Genomic DNA, 22256 nt, shown 5'->3' on the forward strand with positions numbered 1-22256 from the left:
AATATTGCTCAAACGGACGTTATTCGCGCAATGAATCATTCCATATCTGATTCGCGGCTTGGTGAAGTAAGCTATGGCGCTTGGCAACCTTTTCTTCATTTCTGTCATACCCGCCACCAATGACGCAAGCGACAGGAAGCTGTTGCGATACGCAGGTATTTATAATGTATGTATCTCGTTCAAAAATGCCTTCATCTGTTAAATTTACATGACCAAGCCTATCGTCTTTGTGAACATCCACACCAGCGTCATAAAAAACAAAGTCAGGTTGATACTCTGCCAATAATGATGGCAACGTGGCTTTTATAATAGACAAGTACTCTTGATCATTTGCGCCTTTGGGTATCGCAATATTGACGCCGGATGTCTGTTTTATCTGCGGGTAGTTTTCTTCACAATGCCAAGATACAGGCACTATGTCGCTTCTGTCTTTAAAGAAGGCAACAGTGCCATCCCCTTGATGAACGTCGCAATCTAAAATGAGAATCTTCTTTGCCTTACCTGATTCAATCATCGCCAGCGCGGCGACAGCCAAGTCATTAAATATACAAAAACCCGAGCCATGAGACGGATGCGCATGGTGCGTGCCGCCCGCAAGATGGCAAGCCAAACCGTGCTGGAGTGCCAATTCACTAGTAAGAATCGTACCTGATACCGCTCGCAACGTTCTTTCCACCAGCCATTCAGACCAAGGCAGGCCAATTTCTTTTTCCTCCTGCTTACTAAGCTCGCCACGAATAAAGCGCTGCACATAGTCTTTGGTGTGAGCAGCCATCAAGACGTTAAGAGACAAAGGCGATGGCGTGTATTGATTCGCCTCGGTCAGAATCCCTAAATCCTCCAAGACTTCCGCCAACAAACCAAACTTACGCATTGGAAAACGGTGCCCTGCAGGAAACGGAATACTGTAATGAGGGTGAAATACAAGGGGAAGCAAAGTGACGTCCATGGATAACTAAATACAAGTGAATAAGATGGGCACTATGCTAACAAGCTCTACCGGCTTTTTGCGACCAAAACTTTCCGCATAGCCGCATTGAACGACTCAATAAGTTGCGGCGGAAAGCCTTTACCACTTTCGAAATTCACCATTTGCACGGCTTTAATCGCACTTTTTCTGTATTCACTGCCCGACTTGCCCCAGACAGTATCAATAAACATAACCGCCATCGCTAAAATAAAAGCACCTTGCGGAATAAGAGAACCAACCAAACCTTCCGGCATACCAGAGCCATCAAAACGCTCCTTATGCGCTTTAACCATTGCAACCGCGTCTTCCCAACCTTCATGCTTCGCCAGCAGTTGAGCACCCACAAGTGGATGATTTTGTTCAGCTTGCTGCTTTCGCACCTCATCATTTTTGCAACTTAAAATAGGCGCCATCCCCATATTATGCATGTAGGCGGCAGCACTAAGTTGAGCAGGATCAACCGAGTTAACACATTCAGCATTGATCAACTGAGACAGCTTCAAAATGCGCTCACTGCGTTCTGATGAATAACCCAAAAGCCGATTTAGTTTCTGACTAAAGCCAATAAAGAGGTCAATATCCGCCTGTTGCTCTGGGGTGAATTCCACCTTGATGATAACCGAAGCGGGTTCTGGTGCGGCTTTTTCTTCTACGACTTGATTGCATCGTCGCAGTAAATCAGCCGCCATTTCAGGGCGTTTCGTATCATCTTCTTCTGCATAGATGGCATCCAGGCCATGCTGAAGCACATCACGAAGCGCATTTTCAGCAACATGGGATTGGTAGATTTGCTTTAACAAGTCGTACACTTTTTCGATCACGACCATAATCAGCTCACCTAAACTATGATGATACTGAATGTAGCCTCCGCGCATGCCATCCACTATTTCTTCCAGCTTATGAAGCACACCCACCAAAGGGTCTAAGAAGCAGACTGAGCAATTTCCCTTCATGCTGTGGAGCGAACGAAAGAGTTTATCCAGCTTATCAAAGGAAAAGCCGTCAGTTTCAATGCTGTTAATAATCTCTTCAATTTCTTGCTGAGCTTCAACATAACACTCTAGCAAATCATCCTTGAGCTCTTTTTCTAATGCTGAAAACGCCTTACAAGCAAAGTGACTCATTTTGTTCTTCCATCTTCAGGGGATGTAACTTAAAAAAGCATTGAGGCCTATCAAGTCATTCGGTAGTCTCACCCTATTACTCTTCTAATTGTAGATAGAATATTTGTAAGCGTGAACATATAGAATGTTTCATTGTGAAACTGAGGTGCGTATGCCAAATTATTGGCTCATGAAGTCAGAACCAGATGCATTTTCTATTGATGACCTAAAAAAAATGCAACGCTCCCCATGGGACGGGGTCAGAAACTACCAAGCCAGAAACTTTATGCAGACCATGAAAGAAGGCGACCTTGTCTTTTTCTATCATTCAAGCTGCACTCCTGCGGGCATTGTCGGCGTAGCAACCGTTAGCAAAGAAGCTTACCCAGACCACACTAGCTGGGATCCAAGCAGCGCCTATTACGATCCGAAATCCTCGCCAGAAAAGCCCAGATGGTTTATGGTCGATGTAGAGTTTACAGAGAAATGGCCTGCCATATTAACGTTAGCAGAATTAAAGCTACACCCAGAGCTGGCCGATATGTTATTAACCAAGAAGGGAAATCGGCTATCGGTGATGCCAATTACAGCGGATGAATGGGAGTACATCAACCTAATAGCAAAGAAATAAACCTCACTTGTCATTGTAGATTTTTAGTTATAAGAAAAAATTATAATACGCCTTTAGGGCACTCTTAAAGGCGAAATCCTTAGACTGAGTATTTAATAATGAGTGTCAGCAGAGTAGCCAGGATGGCTATTGTATTGTCTGCCTTATATAGCACTTTATCTATTAGTCAGACGTTGTACCCAACTAGCCTTGTGGAGTCGCTAAAAGATTCCGACCAAGACGGTGTTATTGATGCCAGGGACTTATGCGCCAATACGCCAGCAGGCATCGCTGTTGATAATACTGGCTGCCCATTCACTAAACTGGAATATTATAATTTTAACTTTGATGTTCAATTTGACACCGCCAGCTACAAACTAAAAGAAGATGCCTACGGCGAGCTGGACAATCTCGCTTTATTCTTACAATTACAGCCAAGAACCAAGCTGTTAATAGAAGGCCATACCGACAACACAGGGCCATCAAGGATCAACCTGTTACTTTCCAAGCAACGCGCTATTGCGGTTTCTAGCGCCCTAATCTCTAACTTTGGCATTAATAAAAATCGCATCAAAACATTTGGCTATGGGCAAGAACGCCCTATTGCATCAAACGACACAGAACAAGGAAGGCTGCTTAATAGAAGAGTCAGCGGAGAGATCGTCATTCCTTTCCTCGCTTCAGATGATTTAAACCAGACAGCAAGTCAGTCACTGCACTTATCAAATCAAGTAACCATTGCGTTTGGCAGAAATAGATACAACATAAAAGCAGAGTACAAATCCACGCTAGAGGCCATCAATAAACTCTTACGGGATGACCCAGACACGCTTGTCATTATAGAAGGTTACACGGACAACACCGGAAGCAAGGCTTACAATCGAGCGCTATCATTAGAACGAGCCAATATGGTGGCTGACATAATTAACTCATTCTCCCCCATCGCCCCAGACAGGATTAAGACCATAGGCTACGGACAAGACTTCCCTATCGCATCAAACCAGACACCGGAAGGAAGAATCATGAATAGACGTGCCGAGATAAGCATAATGAAAAGGTTTAAAGCGGCACAAGAAGTTGCGATACCAAAATGGACTATTTGGAGTGTCGATCAGCTGGAGAAAGAATAAATTCGCCAGCTTAAACGGCCTAATGAAATTCACGTTCACGTTGTTTTAAGGATACAGCGTGATCAAAGTAATACTGTACGACAGCACCAACATAATCATAATTATCACTCGTTCTAGCGATAATCCCGACACTGCCCATCTGATTATATTTTTTAGGCTGATAGTAAGCCTCAATACGCCAACCTTCTTCATCAATACTGTAGTTTTCCCTGAATACAGAGGCTCGCAGATCGTCATTAAAATAGTAGCTGGCACCGATTCGAGAACTCGTCACATTGCTCAAGGTTGTATCCGCAGAGATGTAATTTGCGGTCAATCCAAAGTCCCCCAAAAACAGCTCCCCAATAAACTGCCCAATAACGTCACGCTCACTCTTTAACTCTTCGTCCATGGGTTCTAATTCAGACACACCAAGCCCCAGCCCCAAACGACCATAATCATTTCGAAGAAACCAGTTAGACGAAAGCTCTGATTGCGCAAAGCTGTCCGACGATGAACCTGTAATTAAATAATTACTGTTTAGTAGAACCTGAGTAGAAAGGTAGTCGTTGATAGGAATATTCACTTTAAAGTCAATATTCATAAGAGACTTCTCACTTAAAAGCCCATACCCTAAGCCGAAAACAAAATTAGGGCGTTTCTCTTCAGCGTAAGCAGCACTCGTGCCTAGAACGACTGACAAGACAAAAATCCGAGAAAATATAGTCAAAACATGTCCGCGCAAAAATATAAATTATAGGGTTATTGTGACTGGTCTTAGACAAAAGCTCCAGTAGCAAAAAATGTGACTATTTTCACATAAAATGAAGGGAATTCAGAACACCTCTGGGATTCGGAAGCAAAGCCCAATATAATAGCCCCAAAGTCGATTAGACGAACTCATTTTTAGGTTAATACGTTACATGGCAAAAAAACTTTTTATCCAGACTCATGGCTGTCAAATGAACGAATACGATTCATCTCGTATGGCAGATTTACTTGGCGAAAGCCATGAAATGGAACTCACAGATAACGCAGACGAAGCCGATGTTTTGCTGCTAAACACTTGTTCTATCCGCGAAAAAGCTCAAGACAAGGTCTATCATCAGTTAGGCCGCTGGAAAAAGCTTAAGCAAAAGAACCCGAACCTTGTTATTGGTGTGGGTGGTTGCGTAGCAAGCCAAGAAGGCGATGCAATTCGCAAGCGTGCCAAACATGTCGATATGATTTTTGGGCCTCAGACGCTACACAAATTACCTGATATGGTGAACGCGGCCGGAAAACACATCCCAATAACCGATGTTACTTTCCCAGAGATCGAGAAATTCGATCACTTGCCTGCCCCTCGCGTTGAAGGTGCAGAAGCCTTTGTTTCTATTATGGAAGGCTGTAGCAAATACTGTACATTCTGTGTTGTGCCGTACACTCGTGGCGAAGAAGTAAGCCGCCCATTTGACAGCATTATCAAAGAAGTTGTGCAGCTGGCTGAACAAGGTGTTCGAGAAATTCACCTATTAGGGCAAAACGTTAACGCTTACCGTGGTGAAACCGCTGAAGGTGATGAAGCTGATCTTGCTGACATCATTCATGCTGTTGCACAAATAGATGGCGTTGAACGCATTCGCTTCACAACATCACACCCAGTCGAGTTCACCGATAGCTTGATCGAAGCTTTCCGTAACGAGCCTAAGCTGGTCAGTCATTTGCATTTGCCTGTACAAAGTGGTGCCGACAACATTCTTAGTGCGATGAAGCGCGGTCACGACCGTCAATATTACATTGATAAGATCAACCGCATTAAAGAAGCACGCCCAGGCATTAGCCTGTCTTCTGACTTTATCATTGGCTTCCCTGGTGAAACAGACGAAGATTTTGTCGATACTATGAATCTTATTCAAGAAATCGGCTTTGATCACTCATTCAGTTTTGTATACAGTCAAAGACCTGGTACGCCAGCTTCTAATTTGGAAGACGATACGCCGGAAGACGTTAAAAAAGAACGCCTTGCAATTTTACAACGCCGTATTAGTCAACAAGCCTACGACATCAGTTTGTCTATGGTTGGTGAAGTTCAGCGCATTTTAGTCAGTGGTTATTCACCACGTGACCCAGGACAACTTCAAGGTCGAACAGAAAACAATCGGATCGTAAACTTCCGTGCGTTCGACCCTCAATTAATTGGTAAATTCGCAGATGTCGTTATTACAGATGCTTATCCAAACTCCCTATTGGGTGAATTGGTAAGTTCCGAGCTCGACTCTGACTTTGTACTTCAATAATCAAAGGTAAATCTTGGAAACCACACAGACAACTCAACAAATCCGTTTAGCACCTGCCGAAGCCGACGCTTTGGCTGGGCTATGCGGTCAACTCGACGAGAACATCAAGTTAATTGAAAAAAGACTTGATGTATCTATTAAATATCGTGGCGAACTATTCGACATTTCCGGTGAAGACTCTGAACATGTAGCAGCAACGAAAACGCTACTAGAGAACCTTTATCGCGAAGCATTGGCGAATACCAGTATCACTCCTGAAACGATTCACCTTTATCTGCAAGAGTCAGCGATCGAATCGCTATCCAGCAGCAAAAGAGGCAAAGGTGATCAGTTGGTGATCAAGACCCGCAAGGCGTTTATTAAGCCTAAAGGCAAAAACCAACAAGGCTACGTAAAGCAAATTCGTAAGCACGACATCAACTTTGGTATCGGGCCAGCAGGTACAGGTAAAACTTACCTAGCCGTTGCGTGTGCTGTTGAAGCATTAGAGGCTGATCGCGTTGAGCGAATTATGTTGGTACGACCTGCGGTTGAAGCTGGCGAGAAGCTTGGCTTTTTGCCGGGTGATTTATCACAAAAAATCGATCCTTATCTGCGCCCTCTTTACGATGCTTTGTATGAAATGCTTGGGTTCGAGTTGGTCGATAAATTGATTGAGAAAAATGTCATTGAGATCGCCCCTCTTGCCTTCATGCGTGGTCGTACGTTGAATAACGCTTTTATCATTCTGGATGAGAGCCAAAACACGACAAAAGAGCAAATGAAGATGTTTCTAACACGCATCGGCTTTGGCTCAACGGCGGTAATCACAGGCGACACCACTCAGGTCGATTTACCTCGTGGTACAAGCTCTGGTTTAGCGCAAGCCATGCATGTATTAAGCGACGTCAATGGCATCAGTATGACGCATTTCAGTTCTTCTGACGTTGTCCGTCACCCATTGGTTCAGCGTATTGTTGAAGCCTATGATAAGTTCGACATCGAAGTTGAAGAAGAAAAGAAAGCTCGTACTGAAGCTCGTTTAGCTGCGCAATCCGAACAATCAGCGAGCACAAAATAATGGCGACGTTAGAACTTGATCTACAAATCGCAACAAAAGAAACCGCGAATATTCCAAGTGAAGCTGACTTTCGAGTTTGGGTTGAAAAAGCCCTTGAAAATTCTGATGAAGAGTTCGAAGTCACTATTCGCATTGTCGACGAAGAAGAAAGCCACGCGCTCAATAAAGAGTACCGTGGCAAAGATAAGCCGACGAATGTGCTATCGTTTCCATTCGAGTCTCCACCTGGCTTAGAACTCCCTTTATTAGGCGATTTAGTTATCTGTGCTCAAGTCGTGACGAAAGAAGCCCAAGAACAAAATAAAGAATTGTTTCATCATTGGGCTCATATGACCATTCATGGCATCTTGCATTTATGCGGCTATGATCATATAAATGATGACGAAGCAGATGAAATGGAATTGATAGAAACAGAGCTTCTTGCCTCTCTATCCATTTCCGACCCTTATTTGATTAAAGAGTGAGTTAACACCCCAATGAGTGACGACCGATCGAGTTTATCCAACGATCAACATAAATCCTGGTTTGAGCGTTTAGCGCAAGCCTTCAATGATGAACCACGAAGCCGTGGTGATATTGTTAAACTTCTAGAAGCCGCCGTGAAATCCGACATTATCGATCGTGATGCTTTCACCATTGTTGAAGGCGCACTGGAAGTGTCTGAGGTTCAAGCACGGGACATTATGATTCCGCCTTCGCAAATGGTGGTTATAAAGTCCGAAGACGACCCAAAAACATCACTCCGTAAAGTTATCGATTCTTCCCATTCACGTTTCCCTGTTGTTGGTGAAGATTCGGATGAAATTCTTGGCGTGCTCTTAGCCAAAGACTTACTGCCTTTGTTGTTCAAAGACGGTGATATCACCATAGAAGACATACTGGCCCGTTTACGCCCTGCTAACTTTATTCCCGAAAGTAAGCGTCTAAACGTTCTTCTGAATGATTTTCGTACCAAACGCTACCACATGGCATTGGTTCTAGATGAATATGGCAGTGTGTCAGGCTTGGTTACCATTGAAGACGTGCTAGAACAAATTGTCGGTGAAATTGAAGACGAAACTGACAAGCTTGATGATGAAGGTATTCAGGTCACAACAGAACCTGGCGTTTACCTTGTTCCAGCTTTATGTACCGTGGAAGACTTCAATGAGTTCTTTAAAGTAGAACTTAACGAAGAAGAATTCGATACTATCGGCGGGATTCTGGTGCAACAATTCGGTCACGTTCCATTGCGTGACGAAGAACTGTTTTTTAGTGATTTCCACTTTAAAATCGTAAAATCCGATGGACGTAGAATCAAAACGATCCAAGTATCCAAATCAACGGCTAATACATTAGATTGATATGACTGAATCTCACCCTGACTTGAAAACAACACAAGCGGGGTGGGTTCCTCGTTTTGTGTCTAACCTCTCCAAACGTTCTCCTATTTTACTTGCCCTTATCGGTATTATTGCTGGCGCGATTGGCGCAACCAGCTTCTCGCCTTTTTATATTTGGCCTAGCTATTTCGTTACTCTTATCGTCTTTAGCATTCTGGTTATGACCAGCACGACGGCAAAGTCTGCGTTTTGGCGAGGCTCATCCGTTGGATTAGGTTTCTTTGGCGCAGGTGTATCTTGGGTATATGTCAGCATCGCTGAATATGGCCAAGTTGGCATTATTATCGCTGCCCTCATTACCTTCTTATTTATCTGTGTTCTCTGTGCTTTTTGGTCATTTTCCGCATGGCTAGCATGGCGACTGAGCCAACGCTTTACACAGATTCCTGCCAGCCTTTGGATTACCCTAAGCTTATTAGTGGGGGAATATTTACGCAGCACCCTTTTTACTGGCTTTCCTTGGTTGCTGCCAGGCTACGCCATAGAAAATACATGGTTATTCGAACTGTTGCCCATTGGTGGCATCTGGCTAACCAGTGCCTGCGTTATACTTACCGCCAGCGTTATCGCCTGCATAATGCTGAAAAAAACCAATCAGCTGATTCCTTTTATCAGTGTATTGGTTATTTGGCTGAGTTCTGCGTATTTGCAATACTTCCCTATTTCATGGGTTCAACAAACGGGCACGCTGAAAACAACTTTAGTACAAGGCAATGTAAAGCAAGATGTAAAATGGCTAGGAGAGACAGCCGTCAGATCCTTAGCTTATTACCAACAAGAAACACTCAACCATTTAGACAGCGATCTTGTTGTTTGGCCAGAAACAGCCATCACTTTCACTTACCCAAGAATCAAAGATCACTTTAAACCTTTTACAAAAGAGCTCGCTGAAAATAACACAACCCTAATAACAGGCATTCCCGATGTTAGCGAAAATAAACGCGACTACTTCAATGCCATCTGGGCAACAGGAAACGGCTTTGGGCTCTATTACAAACAAAGGTTGGTTCCTTTTGGGGAATACATTCCATTTGCTGAATACATAGGCCCCATCCTAGATGTTTTTGGCATGCCCATGTCGAATTTTAAGTCAGGGGATGATAACCAGCCGGTTTTGCAAGTCGGTGAATGGGGAGTCGCACCCTTCATTTGCTACGAAATTGTCTACGCAGAACAAGTAAGACGGATGGTAAGAGACAGTGACTTCCTGATCACTATCAGTAATGATGGTTGGTTTGGCACTTCTATTGGCCCTTGGCAGCACTTACAAATAGCGCAATTTAGAGCCAAGGAAACAGGTCGTTATGTGATCCGTGCAACCAACACTGGCGTTACGGCATTCATCAATGAGAAAGGCGAAGTGATTGCTCAGGCCCCTCAGTTTGAAAAGGCCACATTAACGGCTGAAGCAAAAGCCTTCAGCGGCATCACGCCTTATGTTCAATGGGGCTATTGGCCTACGTTCTGGTTACTCGGATTTGGCTTCATCTTCTCTTATCTTTACGGTCTAATTCTGCGCCGTAAAAACTAGGTATACACCCAATGAAAACCACAGCGAGGCAAATATCAAGCGTCGCTGTGGTTTACTCTATTGAGTATCCCAATAAAACGTGACTCTTATGATGCTTTATTGGTTAGCTCTTCGTGCGTAGACATTAAGCCATAATGACAGATTTCGCAGGGCATTAATGTTTGCTTAGTTTCCACCACATTATCATGGCCACATGACATGCAACGGTAATTGCCCGGCTCGACCTCGGTCCCCACCACATGACATTCCTCAAGCGGCACTGGGTTGTTATTGACATGATTAATCAACCACAACAAAGCAGCATCTTCTTTCTCGTCAAACTCCTCAACTAGCTCATGCCCTTCATCAAGAACATAATGCCAATTGGCGTCGACCCACGCTTCGGTATAACCCATTTTGTCATGCCAATAGGCCGTCATTAAGGCCACATCTTCTAAGAACCAATCCTTTGCTCCGGCCAATGTTTTGCGTGCTTCCTCGACCAAACTGGAATCGTGAGTCTCTTTTGGTGAATCTTTTTTCATAGAATTCATAACTCCTCCTCTATGCACCTTCTAATTAGGGCTCCATCTCTATAAAATAGCGGATATTTTCAGACTCTGTTGGCTTTTGCATCATTATCTTGAGCTATGCCGCTATAATGGCCTCTTTTCATTAAGAGAATACAGGTCTACCAACCTTTCGTCGATCACGGGATAAGAATACATCATGCAAGAACAATATAATCCGCAGCAAATCGAACAAGCTGCTCAATCTTTTTGGGACGAAAATAAAGTCTTCAAAGCCGTCGCTGACTCCAGCAAAGAGAAGTTTTACTGTCTTTCGATGTTTCCTTACCCAAGTGGCCGCCTGCACATGGGCCACGTTCGTAACTACACCATTGGCGATGTAATTTCTCGCTATCAGCGCATGCAAGGCAAAAACGTCCTTCAGCCAATGGGTTGGGATGCTTTCGGTCTTCCTGCTGAAAACGCTGCCATCAAACACAAAACTGCACCAGCAAAATGGACCACTGAAAACATCGCCTACATGAAAGGCCAGCTTAAAGAGCTAGGTTTTGGCTATGACTGGGACCGTGAAATCGCTACTTGCACGCCTGAATACTACAAATGGGAACAATGGTTCTTCACTCAACTTGTTGAAAAAGGCTTGGCTTACAAAAAAACCGCTGCCGTTAACTGGTGTCCAGAAGACCAAACCGTATTGGCCAATGAGCAAGTAGAAGAAGGATGCTGCTGGCGCTGTGGCACCACGGTAGAGAAAAAAGAAATTTCTCAGTGGTTTATCCGCATCACAGATTACGCTGAAGAATTGCTAAACGACCTTGATCAACTTGATGGCTGGCCAGAAAAAGTAAAAGCCATGCAACGCAACTGGATCGGTCGCTCAGAAGGCCTAGAGTTTAGCTTTGCAGTAGAAGGCAAAGACGAGCGTCTGTCTGTTTACACAACACGACCAGACACCATCATGGGTGTCACTTATGTTGCCGTGGCAACTCAACACCCACTGTCTTTGGAAGCCGCTGAAAATAATGCTGATCTAGCTAATTTCATTGCTGAAAGTAAACTGATGTCGACTACGGAAGCGGATCTAGCAACCGTTGATAAAAAAGGCATGGACACAGGCTTCAAAGCCATTCACCCAATCACTGGTGAAGCGGTTCCTGTTTACGCAGCCAATTTCGTCTTGATGGATTACGGTTCTGGCGCCGTTATGTCCGTTCCAGCACACGATCAACGTGATTTTGAATTCGCGAAAAAATACGGCCTAGCCATCAAACAAGTTATCCAGCCTGCTGGTGAAGAAGTGGTTGATTTAGAAAAATCCGCTTTCACTGAGAAAGGTGTACTTTGCAACTCGGGTGAATTCGATGGTTTGGATTTTAAAGCCGCTTTCGACGCCATTTCAGCTTGGATGGTAAAACACGAATTAGGCGAAGTGAAAGTAAACTATCGTCTACGTGACTGGGGTGTTAGCCGTCAGCGTTATTGGGGAACACCAATCCCAACCATCAACCTGAAAGACGGTTCTGTTGTCCCTGTTCCAGCAGATCAACTGCCTGTTGAATTGCCAACAGACGTGATCATGGATGGTGTGAACTCACCAATCAAAAACAATCCGGACTTCTCTTCCATCATGTTCAATGGTGAAGAAGCAGAACGCGAAACAGACACCTTCGATACCTTCATGGAATCGTCTTGGTATTTTGCTCGCTACTGCTGCCCAGAAGCTACCGATGCCATGCTAACCGAAGAAGCAAACTACTGGCTTCCAGTTGACCAATACGTTGGTGGTGTAGAACATGCGATTCTTCACTTATTGTACTCTCGCTTCTTCCATAAATTGCTGCGTGACGCGGGTCTTGTGAACTCTGATGAGCCATTCAAACGTCTATTGACGCAAGGGATGGTAAACAAAGACGGCACTAAGATGTCTAAATCCAAAGGCAACACCGTTGATCCTCAAGAAATGATCGAGAAATACGGTGCGGATACTGTTCGTTTGTTCATGATGTTCAGCGCACCACCAGAGCAATCTCTTGAATGGAACGATGCCGGTGTTGATGGCGCTTCACGCTTCCTACGCCGTTTATGGGCGTTGTGTTACCGTCACACAAACGCTGGCAAAGTGGGTTCATTGAACATTGCAGAACTGAATGGCGCACAAAAAGCCTTGCGTCGTAAAACTCATGAAACCATTCAGAAAGTATCGGACGATATCGAACGCCGTCAAACGTTCAATACTGCCATTGCCGCTGTCATGGAACTTTGCAACGAAATCAGCAAGTTCGAAGACACATCTGAATTAGGTCTTGCCGTGGCTCAAGAAGCGCTAGAAGCTGCAACACTATTGTTGTCTCCTATCGTGCCTCACATCGCTCATCAGCTATGGTCTGAACTTGGTCACAGCGACAACGTCGTAAATACACCTTGGCCAGCCCTAGACGAAGCTGCTTTGGTAAAAGACGAGCTTACCATTGTTGTTCAAGTACTTGGTAAGAAGCGTGCCGAGCTAACTGTGTCAGCAAGCGCTGACAACAAAACGATCGAAGCAGAAGCATTGGCAAACCCAAGTGTTGCCAAATACCTTGAAGGCAAAACTGTCCGTAAAGTTATTGTCGTTCCAGGCCGCTTGGTGAACATCGTTGCCAACTAATTAAGGCATTCTAAGGGATGGCTATGCCATCCCTTTTTTCCTTACCCACCAGACAGGAATCACGAATATGATAGCCGCACTTTCCAAAACAAATCGCCTACTTATATTGGCTCTATTCTCTATGAGTCTCGTCGCCTGTGGTTTCCATTTACGCGGACAAGTGGATCTTCCAGATCAACTGAAAGTAATAACCTTAACGTCCGACAGCGGCTCTGAAGATTTTGACCGCTCATTGCGTATTGCTTTAGCAAGCGCTGGCGTCACTATCATCAATGAGGCCGATGCGACAGAAGCAACATACAACTTAAAAGTGAATGCCATCAGCTCAAGCGATACCGAATTGGCACGCAACGCTTCCAATGATGTATCACAAGTTCAGCGCCGTCTGACCAGCCACTACTTTATTCGTCAGGCCAATGGTAAAGCGGTCTATGGACCAAGAACCATCAGTACAACCAGAACATTGACCAATCAAGACGCAGAAGAAAGCGCGAAGCTTTCCTATAACCAAAGCCAAATGCAAAGCATGAGTGAAGATCTAGCCGATCAACTCGTTTACGACTTAAATTACGCTCCTCTTTAGGAAATAGAATGAAAGTCCGTGCGGATCAACTAGAACAGCAGCTGAAAAAAAACTTCGCTCCCCTTTATATTATTTCTGGGGACGATGTTTTGCTCTGCCAAGAAGCGGCGGACAGCATTCGTAAAGCCGCTCAAAAACACCAAATTGATGAACGCTTACGATTTGTTGCCGACGCTCAGTTTGATTGGCAAGAAGTCATCAATGAAAACCAAAGTTTGTCGCTCTTCTCCTCCCGTCGACTGTTTGATATTCAAATTGACAAGATGGGGGAAAAGCACAGCAAAGCCTTGGCTCAATTAGGCCAATCACTGAGCGAAGACAACACGATTTTACTCACGCTGCCTAAAATCGATGCGCGCACCCAAAAAGCCAAATGGTTCACGCAATTGGAATCCCAAGGCGTGTTTGTCCAAGTCTGGCCTATAGACGCAAACAGGCTACCCGCTTGGGTTCAACAAAGAGCACAATCACTGAATCTGTCTCTAAGTCGTGAAGCTGCCAGCATCATCTGCGAGCGCGGTGAGGGAAATCTTCTAGCCCTTTCCCAAGAGCTTGAAAAACTGGCCTTACTTCATGGTCAGGGCGCTCAGATTGACGCAGAGAAAATCATAGAATCGGTGGCAGACAGCAGTCGCTATTCTATTTACGATCTAAGCGATCGCATCCTAATGGGCAAAACCAAAGAAGCCATGCACTGCCTCAATCAATTGCTTGGCGAAGGTGTAGAACCCAGCATTATTCTCTGGCTATTTAACCGTGAAACTCAAACATTGGCGAATTTACTCCAGTCGATGCAGTCTTCAAGCTTTAGACAAGCCTGCCAAAGCGAAAAAATATGGGACAAACGCGTTCCTTTCTACGAAAGCGCGATGTCACGTCACAATAAAGTGACCCTACCTTACATACAAAACTATCTTGCGCTAATGGACAAAAGTATCAAAGGCCTTGAAGGACCCGATAACGCAACAGGCTTTCGTAATCTAGTCATGATGTTTTGCGGCTTCAAACCCGTCGTAACGGAATTAGACATCCCAGCATAGCGCTAACAACCAACACCCAGCTCATCTTCTTATGTAGGTATAAAACATGACGGACGCGTCAATCATTGAAGAAATTAACACTTGGACAACACCGTTATTTGTTACTCAAATGCCGGACCATGACTTTTTAAAAGAAGCATTGCTGACAGCGGTTTACCAACAAAAAGCGACACAAACAACAGCGATTGAAAGCCAAATAGCCCCAAAGGCGAAACATGCTCTGCACGAAAGCACTTTGGATTTTTTGGATCTGGCGGACGCGAACGTTATGGAAGCTAAGCGTGCATTAGAAGAATTGGTATTAGAAATTGCAGCATCGGTTAACCAAGCCTTCTGGCCTGAAGACATGGAAGCCGATGCTCATATCATTGAGTCTTGGTACCATGTCACCCAGAAAGGCGGTTACCATGATGCTCACTCACACCCAAATTGCTCCTGGTGTGGCATTTACTATTTAGAACCAGGGGACGCTAACATCGAAGGCAATGGCGGACTAAATCGCTTTTATGACCCTAGAGTGAACGCAGAACATTACGCCGATCCGGGCACAGCCTATTTAGGCGGTCATGGAGTGTGGGACTTCACCCCAACCGATGGACAAGTGATTATCTTTCCATCCTACTTAAAACATTCGGCTTTACCTTACTTTGGCGATAAAGACCGAGTGGTCATTGCCTTTAACTGCGTAATAGAAGCGTATTAAAAAGAATTTTAATTAGTTTCCACTCAAACATTCACAATAGATCGGTATTTGTAGTAATTTAACAAGGCATGTTTTATTAGTACGGGGAAGTCTATGCGTGTCCAGTTTGATCAACTCAGTGCCAATCAGCGCTACCACTTGATCACTCAAACTATTACTCCACGCCCTATTGCGTGGATTTTAACCAAAAATGAGAGTGCAAGTTACAACCTTGCACCCTTTTCCTATTTTGCCCCCGTGTCATCGGACCCTGCCATTGTGATGGTTTCCATAGGAAACAAATCAGCAAACGTCGCCAAAGATACAAAAAACAATCTACTTCGAGAAAAGGAATGTGTCTTGCATATTCCGAGTGAAGAAGTAATGAATGCAGTGAACGAAAGCTCGGCGACCTTGGCTTATGGGGAATCCGAAATACCCGCTTCAGGCATAACGTTAGCCGAATTCGCTGCAACGCTACCTCGAATTAGCGAGGCAAAAGTCGCCATGCACTGTAAATTGTACGATGTACACTCAATCGAAAACGCTTCGTTTACGGCTGTTTTTCTTGAAATACTGGATATGTATATTGATGAAGACCTTGTTACTCAAGAGTCTTCTAGGATTATGGTAGATACCCAAAAGCTCAACCCTCTCGCTCGACTCGGTGGCGATGATTATGCCCTTGTAGGCAAAACAGTGACGATGAAACGTCCTAATTAGGGCATCACAGATTTGAGGTAAACAAATATGGACGTAAAAAAACACATAAAAACTTTCCCCTTTATGGCTGATGTTGACAGTGAATTAATGGCATCTCTCACAGATCTAGCCAGCATAAAATCACTGAAAGCAGGCGAAGTGTTAGCCAAGCAGTTTGAAATAGGTCAGCACATCTATTTCTTATTAGAGGGTGAAGTTTCCATTTCAGTTCCATTGCAAGATACTGGCAAATCCTACAACGTAGGCGTTATAAACAACCTTCTTTCGCCAATAGGTTGGTCTGCTTTCCGTCACCCTTCACGCTACGCCACCACCTTTACCGCCACAAAATCCACCAAACTCATCATGTGGCCTCTGGTGGAACTACAAAAAATACTCGATGCAAACCTAGTATTTGCCTCTCGTTTTTTGCAGTTCGTTTACCAAGAATCGCTACCTGTTCTAACCAATGTTCAAAACCAAACCCGACCATTCTTTTCTAATGAAACACTGGCGTTTGAAGAAACACGCCCATTGATCGATTCGGAAACACAAGTTCACGCACTAAAAGATGCGATTAGCTTGCTGAATTACGCACCATTTTGTGAAACATTCACTCAAGCTGAGATACATGCTCTCGCCAAAAAGTCCTCTATTTTATTGGCTCATCAAGGCGACATACTCAGTCAGCAAGACCAACCCGCAGACGGTTTATATCTCCTTATAAAAGGCAAAGTCGTAGTCAGTTACCAAACTGAAGCCGGTGACATTATTACCACTCGCACCATTTCGCGCCCTGGAACCGTGCTTGCCTGGGCAACCCAAGATGCCACAATGAAAAACCGAGCGTCCATTATTTCATCTCGAGACAGCAGCGTTCTATTTATCGCACGAGATGATTTACTGGCCATATTCGAAGACAATCCAAAATTCTCAGTAAAATACTTATACCGCCTAATCTGGTTAATTGGCGCACATTTACTGGCCGCCAGAATGCGTTACTTATCTCAGATAGCCAACGACGAAGTGCTCGCGGTGAGTAACGTGATTGAGCAAAATGCAGCTTTGTTGCCGGTTAGCTCTCCACTTTATAAAGTCAGCGAGCTTCTCAAAAGCGCGGTCACAACAGATGAAGCGTTTGGCGTACTCTACAAATGCTTGCATTTTGGCCGTGTATTGGAGCGCACCATTTCTGGTATGTGTCTGGACATTTTAAAAGATCTACAGCGAGAGAATGCCTTTTATCGTCATCTACAAAACGTCTATGACACCATTAATAACTTGCCGAAAGACACGCCTGCGCTTGATGCTCGACGACTAGGAACAGAGCTGTTTAAACAAGCTTTCCAGCAAGTACCCTATGTAATCAAAGGCTTAGAAAATCTACCTAAAAAAGCTGGCTCACTGTTTATCTACAATCACTTGCTAGGATCCCCAACCAACCGCCTACCTAACGGTTTTCGATTCTCTATGGATGCGCAATTTATTAGCGCCATGGTCATTGATAATGAATATGGTGTTTCTGGGCAGAGAGTGGTTCGCCGCAGCAAGGAAAGTGAATTCTGGCGTGATGATTTTTACAGTCGATTTGGTAATGTGTTTATTAATAGCTGGGAAGATCTAGCTAAAGACACACCCGAACACGATGCTTTTATTAAGCAGTCACAAGAAACATTACGACAAAATTTCCCATTGATGATTTCACCAGAGGGACAAAGCTTCGGCACCCATCAATCACCAGGTAGTTTTTTACCTCATGCTTTTGAGTTAGCTGGATCCATGGGCAGCGACGAACCTTGGATAGTACCAATTGTTGTAGCGAACTTTGATAAACGTGCTGATCACAACCTCTATACTGTCATCATCAAGCCTGCGTTTAAACTTTCAAGCAGAGTCGATTACACAGATAAAAAAGCGTTAAATACGTTTTTGCTATCTTACCAAGAAGAATACAAAGGCTACGTTGAAGAAGCTGTCGAACTATCAAGAGAGATTCGACAATACCCTATTTTTAGCGGAAAAAATGGCTACCGCTCCAATGTCATGAGCCTAAATCAGATCGATGTTGAATTTGAATCTGATGTTCGCGAACTTGAATTTCATTTAGCTTATCAAGTTTACAAAGACCGACCTGTTGCTTTTTACGGTTCTTCCACTATGCGTTTGTGGACCGATTTTGCGAATAATTTCCGTGACAAAGGCGGAATTAATTTAGGGTTTGGTGGTGCAACACTAGAGGCGTGTGTGTACTACTTTGAGCGCATTATTCTGCCACACAACCCACGCTCTATGGTGATCTACGCTGGCGATAATGACATAGGAAATCATTATGACAGCAACAAAGTGGTTGAACTCTATATCGAACTGTTGCAAAAAATTGACCGACACTTGCCTGGCATTCCGGTGACCTTAATCAGCATCAAGTGCAGCCCTGCTCGTATGAAAATGCGTGACACCATAGAGAAAGCCAACCAGCAGTTAGCACGCTTGGCTAAAACACGACCAAATACTCAATACTTAGACCTATTCTCGGCATTACTGGACAAAAACGGGGAGATAAAAGACACACTTTTTGAAGGCGACAGGCTTCACCTCAATGAAAAAGCCTACCAACTGTGGACCAATCAACTGCTTCAAAACGAAAGTTTTATCTTTCAAAAGTAGCGAAAAGTGAAATCCCCAGCATTGATTAATATGCTGGGGATTTCAGTCCACGCCAGAATACAGTCACTGGCACATTTCACAACGTCAGAATGGCACGAAAAAATGCTTACCTGTATTGACCTTTATTTAAAAAAAGGCCAGCATAGAAGCACAAATTATCTAGCAGAATAAAGACTTATTACTTTATGAATAACCAGATCTTAAATAAACGCAACGGCGATAAACGTAAGGCTAAGAAGCTCTGCGGCGCTGACGTGTGGATGTAAGATTTTAAACAACTCACCGGCAGCATTCTCGCTGACGGTTTAACGCTTTTCTCAGCAGAATGCATACCGGCCTAACAAGAAGGCAACAGTATGTTCTACGGTGCAATAACAGCATTAATCACTCCTTTTCGAAATGGTCAGCTGGATGAAGAAGCCCTGCGCAAAATTGTTCGCTGGCAAATAGATCAAGGCATTAACGGCTTGGTTCCAGTTGGCACAACGGGTGAATCGCCTACCCTGAGTGAACATGAACACAAACGCGTCATTGAGATCACCGTACAAGAAACCAATAAAGCGGTTCCAGTGCTTGCTGGTGCAGGTTCTAACAACCCTGTTGAAGCGGTAAACTATTCTGAATTTGCTTACCAAGCTGGTGCTGATGCCACATTACATGTTGCTGGTTACTACAACCGTCCGAATCAAACTGGTTTGTACGAACACTTCAAATACGTACACGACAATAGCAAACTCCCTATCATTCTTTACAACATCCCACCACGCGCTGTTGTTGGTTTAGAGGTGGCAACACTATCTCGCCTTGCGGAATTACCAAGAATCATCGGTGTAAAAGACGCCACTGGCGATCTAACGCGCCCTATTCGCGAGCGAGCGCTGATCAATAAACCATTTAGCTTTTTAAGCGGTGACGATGTTACCACGGTGGCCTATAACGTCGGCGGTGGTAATGGCTGCATTTCTGTTACTTCTAACGTCGCACCAAAACAGGTTGTTGAATTGCAGCGCCTATGTCGTGAAGGCAATTATGTAGAAGCTGCACAATTGCAAGACAAGCTATTTGCTTTGCACAGCGCTTTGTTTATCGAACCAAATCCGGCTGGACCAAAATACGCAATGTCATTACTTGGGCTATGCACAGAAGAGTGTCGATTACCCATGGTCACTCTTCAAGACAGCACAAAAGCCACCATTCGCAAAATTATGGAAGAGCTAGAGCTTATCTAAAATTGGATTTGAAAATACCTGCATAAAAAAGCCCGTATCAATGATACGGGCTTGTTTAAATAACACTTAACGTTAGGATTTAGCCAGCCGCACAACATAAAGCAGAATAATTGCGCCAACTGTTGCCGTCACGAGCGACCCTAAAAAACTACCGGAATACAAACCAAGAAGCTGGAAGGTAAAACCGCCCACAAAAGAACCAACAACACCAATAACAATATTACCGATCAAACCAAAGCCGCCGCCTTTCACTAACTGACCAGCTAACCAACCGGCTAACGCACCGATAAACAAAAAAGCTAATATTTCCATAAAAATAATCCTTATCCTGTTTAGTGTGTCGTTTTAGACTAACACCTATTCATTTGAGCGCCTACAAAACTCACCCAATCCCCTTTACAACTAACCCGTTTATTCTTTTTTCTGTGCCTTTGTCATGAAAGAGTCAGACTTTCTTAATAAATAAAGAAAGCGACACAGATCAGCCACCAGCCTAACCGAGATAATAAAATGCTCAAAAAAAAAGGGCCAATACAATATTGGCCCTTTTTTTACAGTCACTCGATATACTAAGTTTTGCGGTCTTACAATTTATACGTTTAACTCAGAGGAAGAATTAAACGAGAACATTCGTACTTCGTCTCTTGGAAACCAACCCATAGATTCATAAAAACCTTGGGCAGCCTTATTGTCCGAATGAACAAACAAATGGGTTTTAGCAATCCCTTGTTCCGCAAAGGCAGCAATGACTGCATTAACCAATTGCTTTCCAAGCCCTTCTCCACGAGAGCTAACGCTGACAGCCAAATGCTGCAGGTAACCCCGACGGCCGTCCGTACCAGCCAACACCGCACCAACCACCAAACCTTGCTTTTCTACTACAAAACTTAGTCCAGGGTTTTTCTTTAAATATAAGGCGATATTGTCTCGCGAATCGGCACCACGCAGACTCATAGATTCTGTGTTGCCCCACAAGGCCATCACTTGGTCATAATCGGAAATTAACATTTCACGCAGCACAAACATCTCCTTTGCCTTAGCATTATGCACAACGAGCACGTTTCTAAATTATTCCTGAACGTCCATATACTTATTTGCCCAAACACGGTTTTCTTCCAAAGTAGAGTAACGTGTAGACAATTCAGAAGCATTCAAAGTGCCTTCAGCAATACCGCGCTGCTCACGCAAGCAATCGTAAGTCGCTTTAATCGCAGCAAAATACGCAGCATGACCATTAACAACAATTCGAACACCATTCGCAGCAAGACGCTCACGATCACGCAATTCTGGATTATCGTACGCAACCAACATAATTGGAATTGAAATGTGCTGGCTGATTTCTTCTAGATGAGCAAAGTCACGGATACCAACCATACAAATACCATCGACACCAACCGCTTGGTAAGCCTTAACACGGGAAATAGTCTCTTCGGTTGTCAACTGACCCGCATTGGTACGTGCAATAATGCTCATAATCGGATCAATACGCGCTTCTAGAGCCGCTTTCAATTTACCTACAGCTTCTTCTACAGGAATCAAATCTGTCGATTTGTGGCCGTACTTCGCAGGCAACAACGTATCTTCTATCGTTAATGCTGCAACACCAGCTCGCTCAAGCTCAACAATAGTACGCATCACATTTAATGCGTTGCCGTAACCATGGTCTGCATCCGCAATAATAGGCAAACGCGCCACACGACCAATTCGAGTCGCTTGCTCAGTAAATTCGCTTAACGTAATCAAAGCAAAATCTGGTGCCGCCAATACCTGTAAAGACGCAACAGAGCCACCTAAAATCCCGACTTCAAAACCAAGATCTGCAGCAATACGAGCCGACATAGGATCGAATGTAGAAGCAGTGTAATAACATTTACCGCTTGCTAATAATGCTCGAAAATCATTACGCAAATCGTGCTGGGAAGGTGTTGCCATGAATATACTCCTAAAAGACGTCACTAAATTTCATATTGAGACATTTTCACGATGTTACGAGCGAAGCCAAGACGAGGCAAAAATAAACGAGAAAGCGGATTTTATAGGGTATAAATGAGCATTTCGAGTTTGTTTTTCACAAAGTAATGACGTAGGCAGCAATCGCGCAAAATCTCACATAGTGTAAATGTGGCAGATTATACTCTCCTTGGGAGCTCGCTTCA

Annotated in this window: 21 protein-coding genes; 14 read left to right on the plus strand and 7 right to left on the minus strand. The window is 44.1% G+C overall.

Going from position 1 to position 22256, the window contains the following annotated elements; translation table 11 throughout:
* Positions 1-19: 19 nt before the first annotated feature.
* Together C1X04_RS10795 and C1X04_RS10800 are read right to left on the minus strand one after the other, a co-directional pair.
* On the minus strand, positions 20-937 hold the full coding sequence (locus C1X04_RS10795; protein ID WP_245926990.1) for a histone deacetylase: 918 nt from the start codon (positions 935-937) through the stop codon (positions 20-22).
* 59 nt (positions 938-996) lie between these two features.
* Entirely contained in the window at positions 997-2094 is a 1098-nt protein-coding gene (locus C1X04_RS10800; protein ID WP_110573151.1) for an HD-GYP domain-containing protein, read from the minus strand.
* A gap of 151 nt (positions 2095-2245) precedes the next feature.
* Here C1X04_RS10800 and C1X04_RS10805 point away from each other — a divergent pair, with 151 nt between their 5' ends.
* A complete protein-coding gene (locus tag C1X04_RS10805; RefSeq protein ID WP_137169905.1) occupies positions 2246-2704 on the plus strand; it encodes an EVE domain-containing protein in 459 nt (152 codons plus the stop codon).
* Positions 2705-2826: 122 nt separating this feature from the next.
* The gene (locus C1X04_RS10810) at positions 2827-3813 is read left to right on the plus strand and encodes an OmpA family protein (protein ID WP_175404931.1); all 987 of its coding nucleotides are present in this window, start codon (positions 2827-2829) and stop codon (positions 3811-3813) included.
* 19 nt (positions 3814-3832) lie between these two features.
* Here C1X04_RS10810 and C1X04_RS10815 read toward each other — a convergent pair whose 3' ends face one another.
* Positions 3833-4495 carry a hypothetical protein gene (locus tag C1X04_RS10815; protein ID WP_245926991.1) on the minus strand — a complete coding sequence of 221 codons (663 nt, stop codon included), beginning with the start codon at positions 4493-4495 and terminating at the stop codon, positions 3833-3835.
* Positions 4496-4715: 220 nt separating this feature from the next.
* Here C1X04_RS10815 and miaB point away from each other — a divergent pair, with 220 nt between their 5' ends.
* The 5 genes from miaB to lnt are packed head-to-tail and all read left to right on the plus strand — an operon-like array spanning position 4716 to position 10044.
* Positions 4716-6071, plus strand: coding sequence for a tRNA (N6-isopentenyl adenosine(37)-C2)-methylthiotransferase MiaB (gene miaB / locus C1X04_RS10820; protein WP_110573156.1), 1356 nt, complete (start codon positions 4716-4718; stop codon positions 6069-6071).
* 13 nt (positions 6072-6084) lie between these two features.
* Positions 6085-7131: a PhoH family protein gene (locus C1X04_RS10825; protein WP_137169907.1), complete on the plus strand. Its 1047-nt coding sequence runs from the start codon at positions 6085-6087 to the stop codon at positions 7129-7131.
* Positions 7131-7595: an rRNA maturation RNase YbeY gene (gene ybeY / locus C1X04_RS10830; protein ID WP_110573159.1), complete on the plus strand. Its 465-nt coding sequence runs from the start codon at positions 7131-7133 to the stop codon at positions 7593-7595. Before C1X04_RS10825 ends, ybeY begins: the two co-directional genes overlap by 1 nt.
* 12 nt (positions 7596-7607) lie before the next feature.
* Entirely contained in the window at positions 7608-8474 is an 867-nt protein-coding gene (locus C1X04_RS10835) for an HlyC/CorC family transporter (protein ID WP_110573161.1), read from the plus strand.
* Between the two features lies 1 nt (position 8475).
* On the plus strand, positions 8476-10044 hold the full coding sequence (lnt, locus tag C1X04_RS10840; protein ID WP_137169908.1) for an apolipoprotein N-acyltransferase: 1569 nt from the start codon (positions 8476-8478) through the stop codon (positions 10042-10044).
* Positions 10045-10130: 86 nt separating this feature from the next.
* Here lnt and C1X04_RS10845 read toward each other — a convergent pair whose 3' ends face one another.
* A complete protein-coding gene (locus tag C1X04_RS10845) occupies positions 10131-10577 on the minus strand; it encodes a hypothetical protein (RefSeq protein ID WP_137169909.1) in 447 nt (148 codons plus the stop codon).
* Positions 10578-10752: 175 nt separating this feature from the next.
* Between C1X04_RS10845 and leuS the strand changes: the two genes are divergently transcribed.
* The 7 genes from leuS to dapA all read left to right on the plus strand — a co-directional run bounded on the left by leuS (position 10753) and on the right by dapA (position 20100).
* Positions 10753-13200 carry a leucine--tRNA ligase gene (gene leuS, locus C1X04_RS10850; RefSeq protein WP_137169910.1) on the plus strand — a complete coding sequence of 816 codons (2448 nt, stop codon included), beginning with the start codon at positions 10753-10755 and terminating at the stop codon, positions 13198-13200.
* A 67-nt stretch (positions 13201-13267) separates the two neighbouring features.
* Positions 13268-13783, plus strand: a complete 516-nt coding sequence (locus tag C1X04_RS10855; RefSeq protein WP_137169911.1) for a hypothetical protein — start codon at positions 13268-13270, stop codon at positions 13781-13783.
* 8 nt (positions 13784-13791) lie between these two features.
* Entirely contained in the window at positions 13792-14823 is a 1032-nt protein-coding gene (gene holA / locus C1X04_RS10860; RefSeq protein WP_137169912.1) for a DNA polymerase III subunit delta, read from the plus strand.
* Positions 14824-14869: 46 nt separating this feature from the next.
* Positions 14870-15526 (plus strand): putative 2OG-Fe(II) oxygenase, encoded by a 657-nt coding sequence (locus C1X04_RS10865; RefSeq protein ID WP_137169913.1) that lies wholly within the window; start codon positions 14870-14872, stop codon positions 15524-15526.
* A gap of 93 nt (positions 15527-15619) precedes the next feature.
* Complete coding sequence (locus C1X04_RS10870) at positions 15620-16228, plus strand: flavin reductase family protein (RefSeq protein ID WP_137169914.1); 609 nt, start codon at positions 15620-15622, stop codon at positions 16226-16228.
* Between the two features lie 27 nt (positions 16229-16255).
* Entirely contained in the window at positions 16256-18871 is a 2616-nt protein-coding gene (locus C1X04_RS10875) for a cyclic nucleotide-binding domain-containing protein (protein WP_137169915.1), read from the plus strand.
* 356 nt (positions 18872-19227) lie between these two features.
* A complete protein-coding gene (gene dapA / locus C1X04_RS10880; RefSeq protein WP_110573187.1) occupies positions 19228-20100 on the plus strand; it encodes a 4-hydroxy-tetrahydrodipicolinate synthase in 873 nt (290 codons plus the stop codon).
* 72 nt (positions 20101-20172) lie between these two features.
* Here dapA and C1X04_RS10885 read toward each other — a convergent pair whose 3' ends face one another.
* The 3 genes from C1X04_RS10885 to C1X04_RS10895 form a co-directional block, all read right to left on the minus strand.
* Entirely contained in the window at positions 20173-20412 is a 240-nt protein-coding gene (locus C1X04_RS10885) for a GlsB/YeaQ/YmgE family stress response membrane protein (RefSeq protein ID WP_012070611.1), read from the minus strand.
* Between the two features lie 279 nt (positions 20413-20691).
* Entirely contained in the window at positions 20692-21126 is a 435-nt protein-coding gene (locus tag C1X04_RS10890; RefSeq protein WP_137169916.1) for a GNAT family N-acetyltransferase, read from the minus strand.
* A 42-nt stretch (positions 21127-21168) separates the two neighbouring features.
* Positions 21169-22032 (minus strand): oxaloacetate decarboxylase, encoded by an 864-nt coding sequence (locus tag C1X04_RS10895; RefSeq protein ID WP_110573191.1) that lies wholly within the window; start codon positions 22030-22032, stop codon positions 21169-21171.
* Positions 22033-22256: the final 224 nt, after the last annotated feature.

This window comes from Marinomonas sp. FW-1 (assembly GCF_005222245.1).
Taxonomy (GTDB): Bacteria; Pseudomonadota; Gammaproteobacteria; order Pseudomonadales; family Marinomonadaceae; genus Marinomonas; species Marinomonas alcarazii.

Bases quoted from the DNA above. Each gene is read 5' to 3' on its own strand.
- C1X04_RS10800 (WP_110573151.1), bottom strand. From the start codon at position 2,094: ATGAGTCACTTTGCTTGTAAGGCGTTTTCAGCATTAGAAAAAGAGCTC.
- C1X04_RS10805 (WP_137169905.1), top strand. From the start codon at position 2,246: ATGCCAAATTATTGGCTCATGAAGTCAGAACCAGATGCATTTTCTATT.
- C1X04_RS10810 (WP_175404931.1), top strand. From the start codon at position 2,827: ATGGCTATTGTATTGTCTGCCTTATATAGCACTTTATCTATTAGTCAG.
- miaB (WP_110573156.1), top strand. From the start codon at position 4,716: ATGGCAAAAAAACTTTTTATCCAGACTCATGGCTGTCAAATGAACGAA.
- ybeY (WP_110573159.1), top strand. From the start codon at position 7,131: ATGGCGACGTTAGAACTTGATCTACAAATCGCAACAAAAGAAACCGCG.
- C1X04_RS10835 (WP_110573161.1), top strand. From the start codon at position 7,608: ATGAGTGACGACCGATCGAGTTTATCCAACGATCAACATAAATCCTGG.
- lnt (WP_137169908.1), top strand. From the start codon at position 8,476: ATGACTGAATCTCACCCTGACTTGAAAACAACACAAGCGGGGTGGGTT.
- C1X04_RS10845 (WP_137169909.1), bottom strand. From the start codon at position 10,577: ATGAATTCTATGAAAAAAGATTCACCAAAAGAGACTCACGATTCCAGT.
- leuS (WP_137169910.1), top strand. From the start codon at position 10,753: ATGCAAGAACAATATAATCCGCAGCAAATCGAACAAGCTGCTCAATCT.
- C1X04_RS10855 (WP_137169911.1), top strand. From the start codon at position 13,268: ATGATAGCCGCACTTTCCAAAACAAATCGCCTACTTATATTGGCTCTA.
- holA (WP_137169912.1), top strand. From the start codon at position 13,792: ATGAAAGTCCGTGCGGATCAACTAGAACAGCAGCTGAAAAAAAACTTC.
- C1X04_RS10865 (WP_137169913.1), top strand. From the start codon at position 14,870: ATGACGGACGCGTCAATCATTGAAGAAATTAACACTTGGACAACACCG.
- C1X04_RS10870 (WP_137169914.1), top strand. From the start codon at position 15,620: ATGCGTGTCCAGTTTGATCAACTCAGTGCCAATCAGCGCTACCACTTG.
- C1X04_RS10875 (WP_137169915.1), top strand. From the start codon at position 16,256: ATGGACGTAAAAAAACACATAAAAACTTTCCCCTTTATGGCTGATGTT.
- dapA (WP_110573187.1), top strand. From the start codon at position 19,228: ATGTTCTACGGTGCAATAACAGCATTAATCACTCCTTTTCGAAATGGT.
- C1X04_RS10885 (WP_012070611.1), bottom strand. From the start codon at position 20,412: ATGGAAATATTAGCTTTTTTGTTTATCGGTGCGTTAGCCGGTTGGTTA.
- C1X04_RS10890 (WP_137169916.1), bottom strand. From the start codon at position 21,126: ATGTTTGTGCTGCGTGAAATGTTAATTTCCGATTATGACCAAGTGATG.
- C1X04_RS10895 (WP_110573191.1), bottom strand. From the start codon at position 22,032: ATGGCAACACCTTCCCAGCACGATTTGCGTAATGATTTTCGAGCATTA.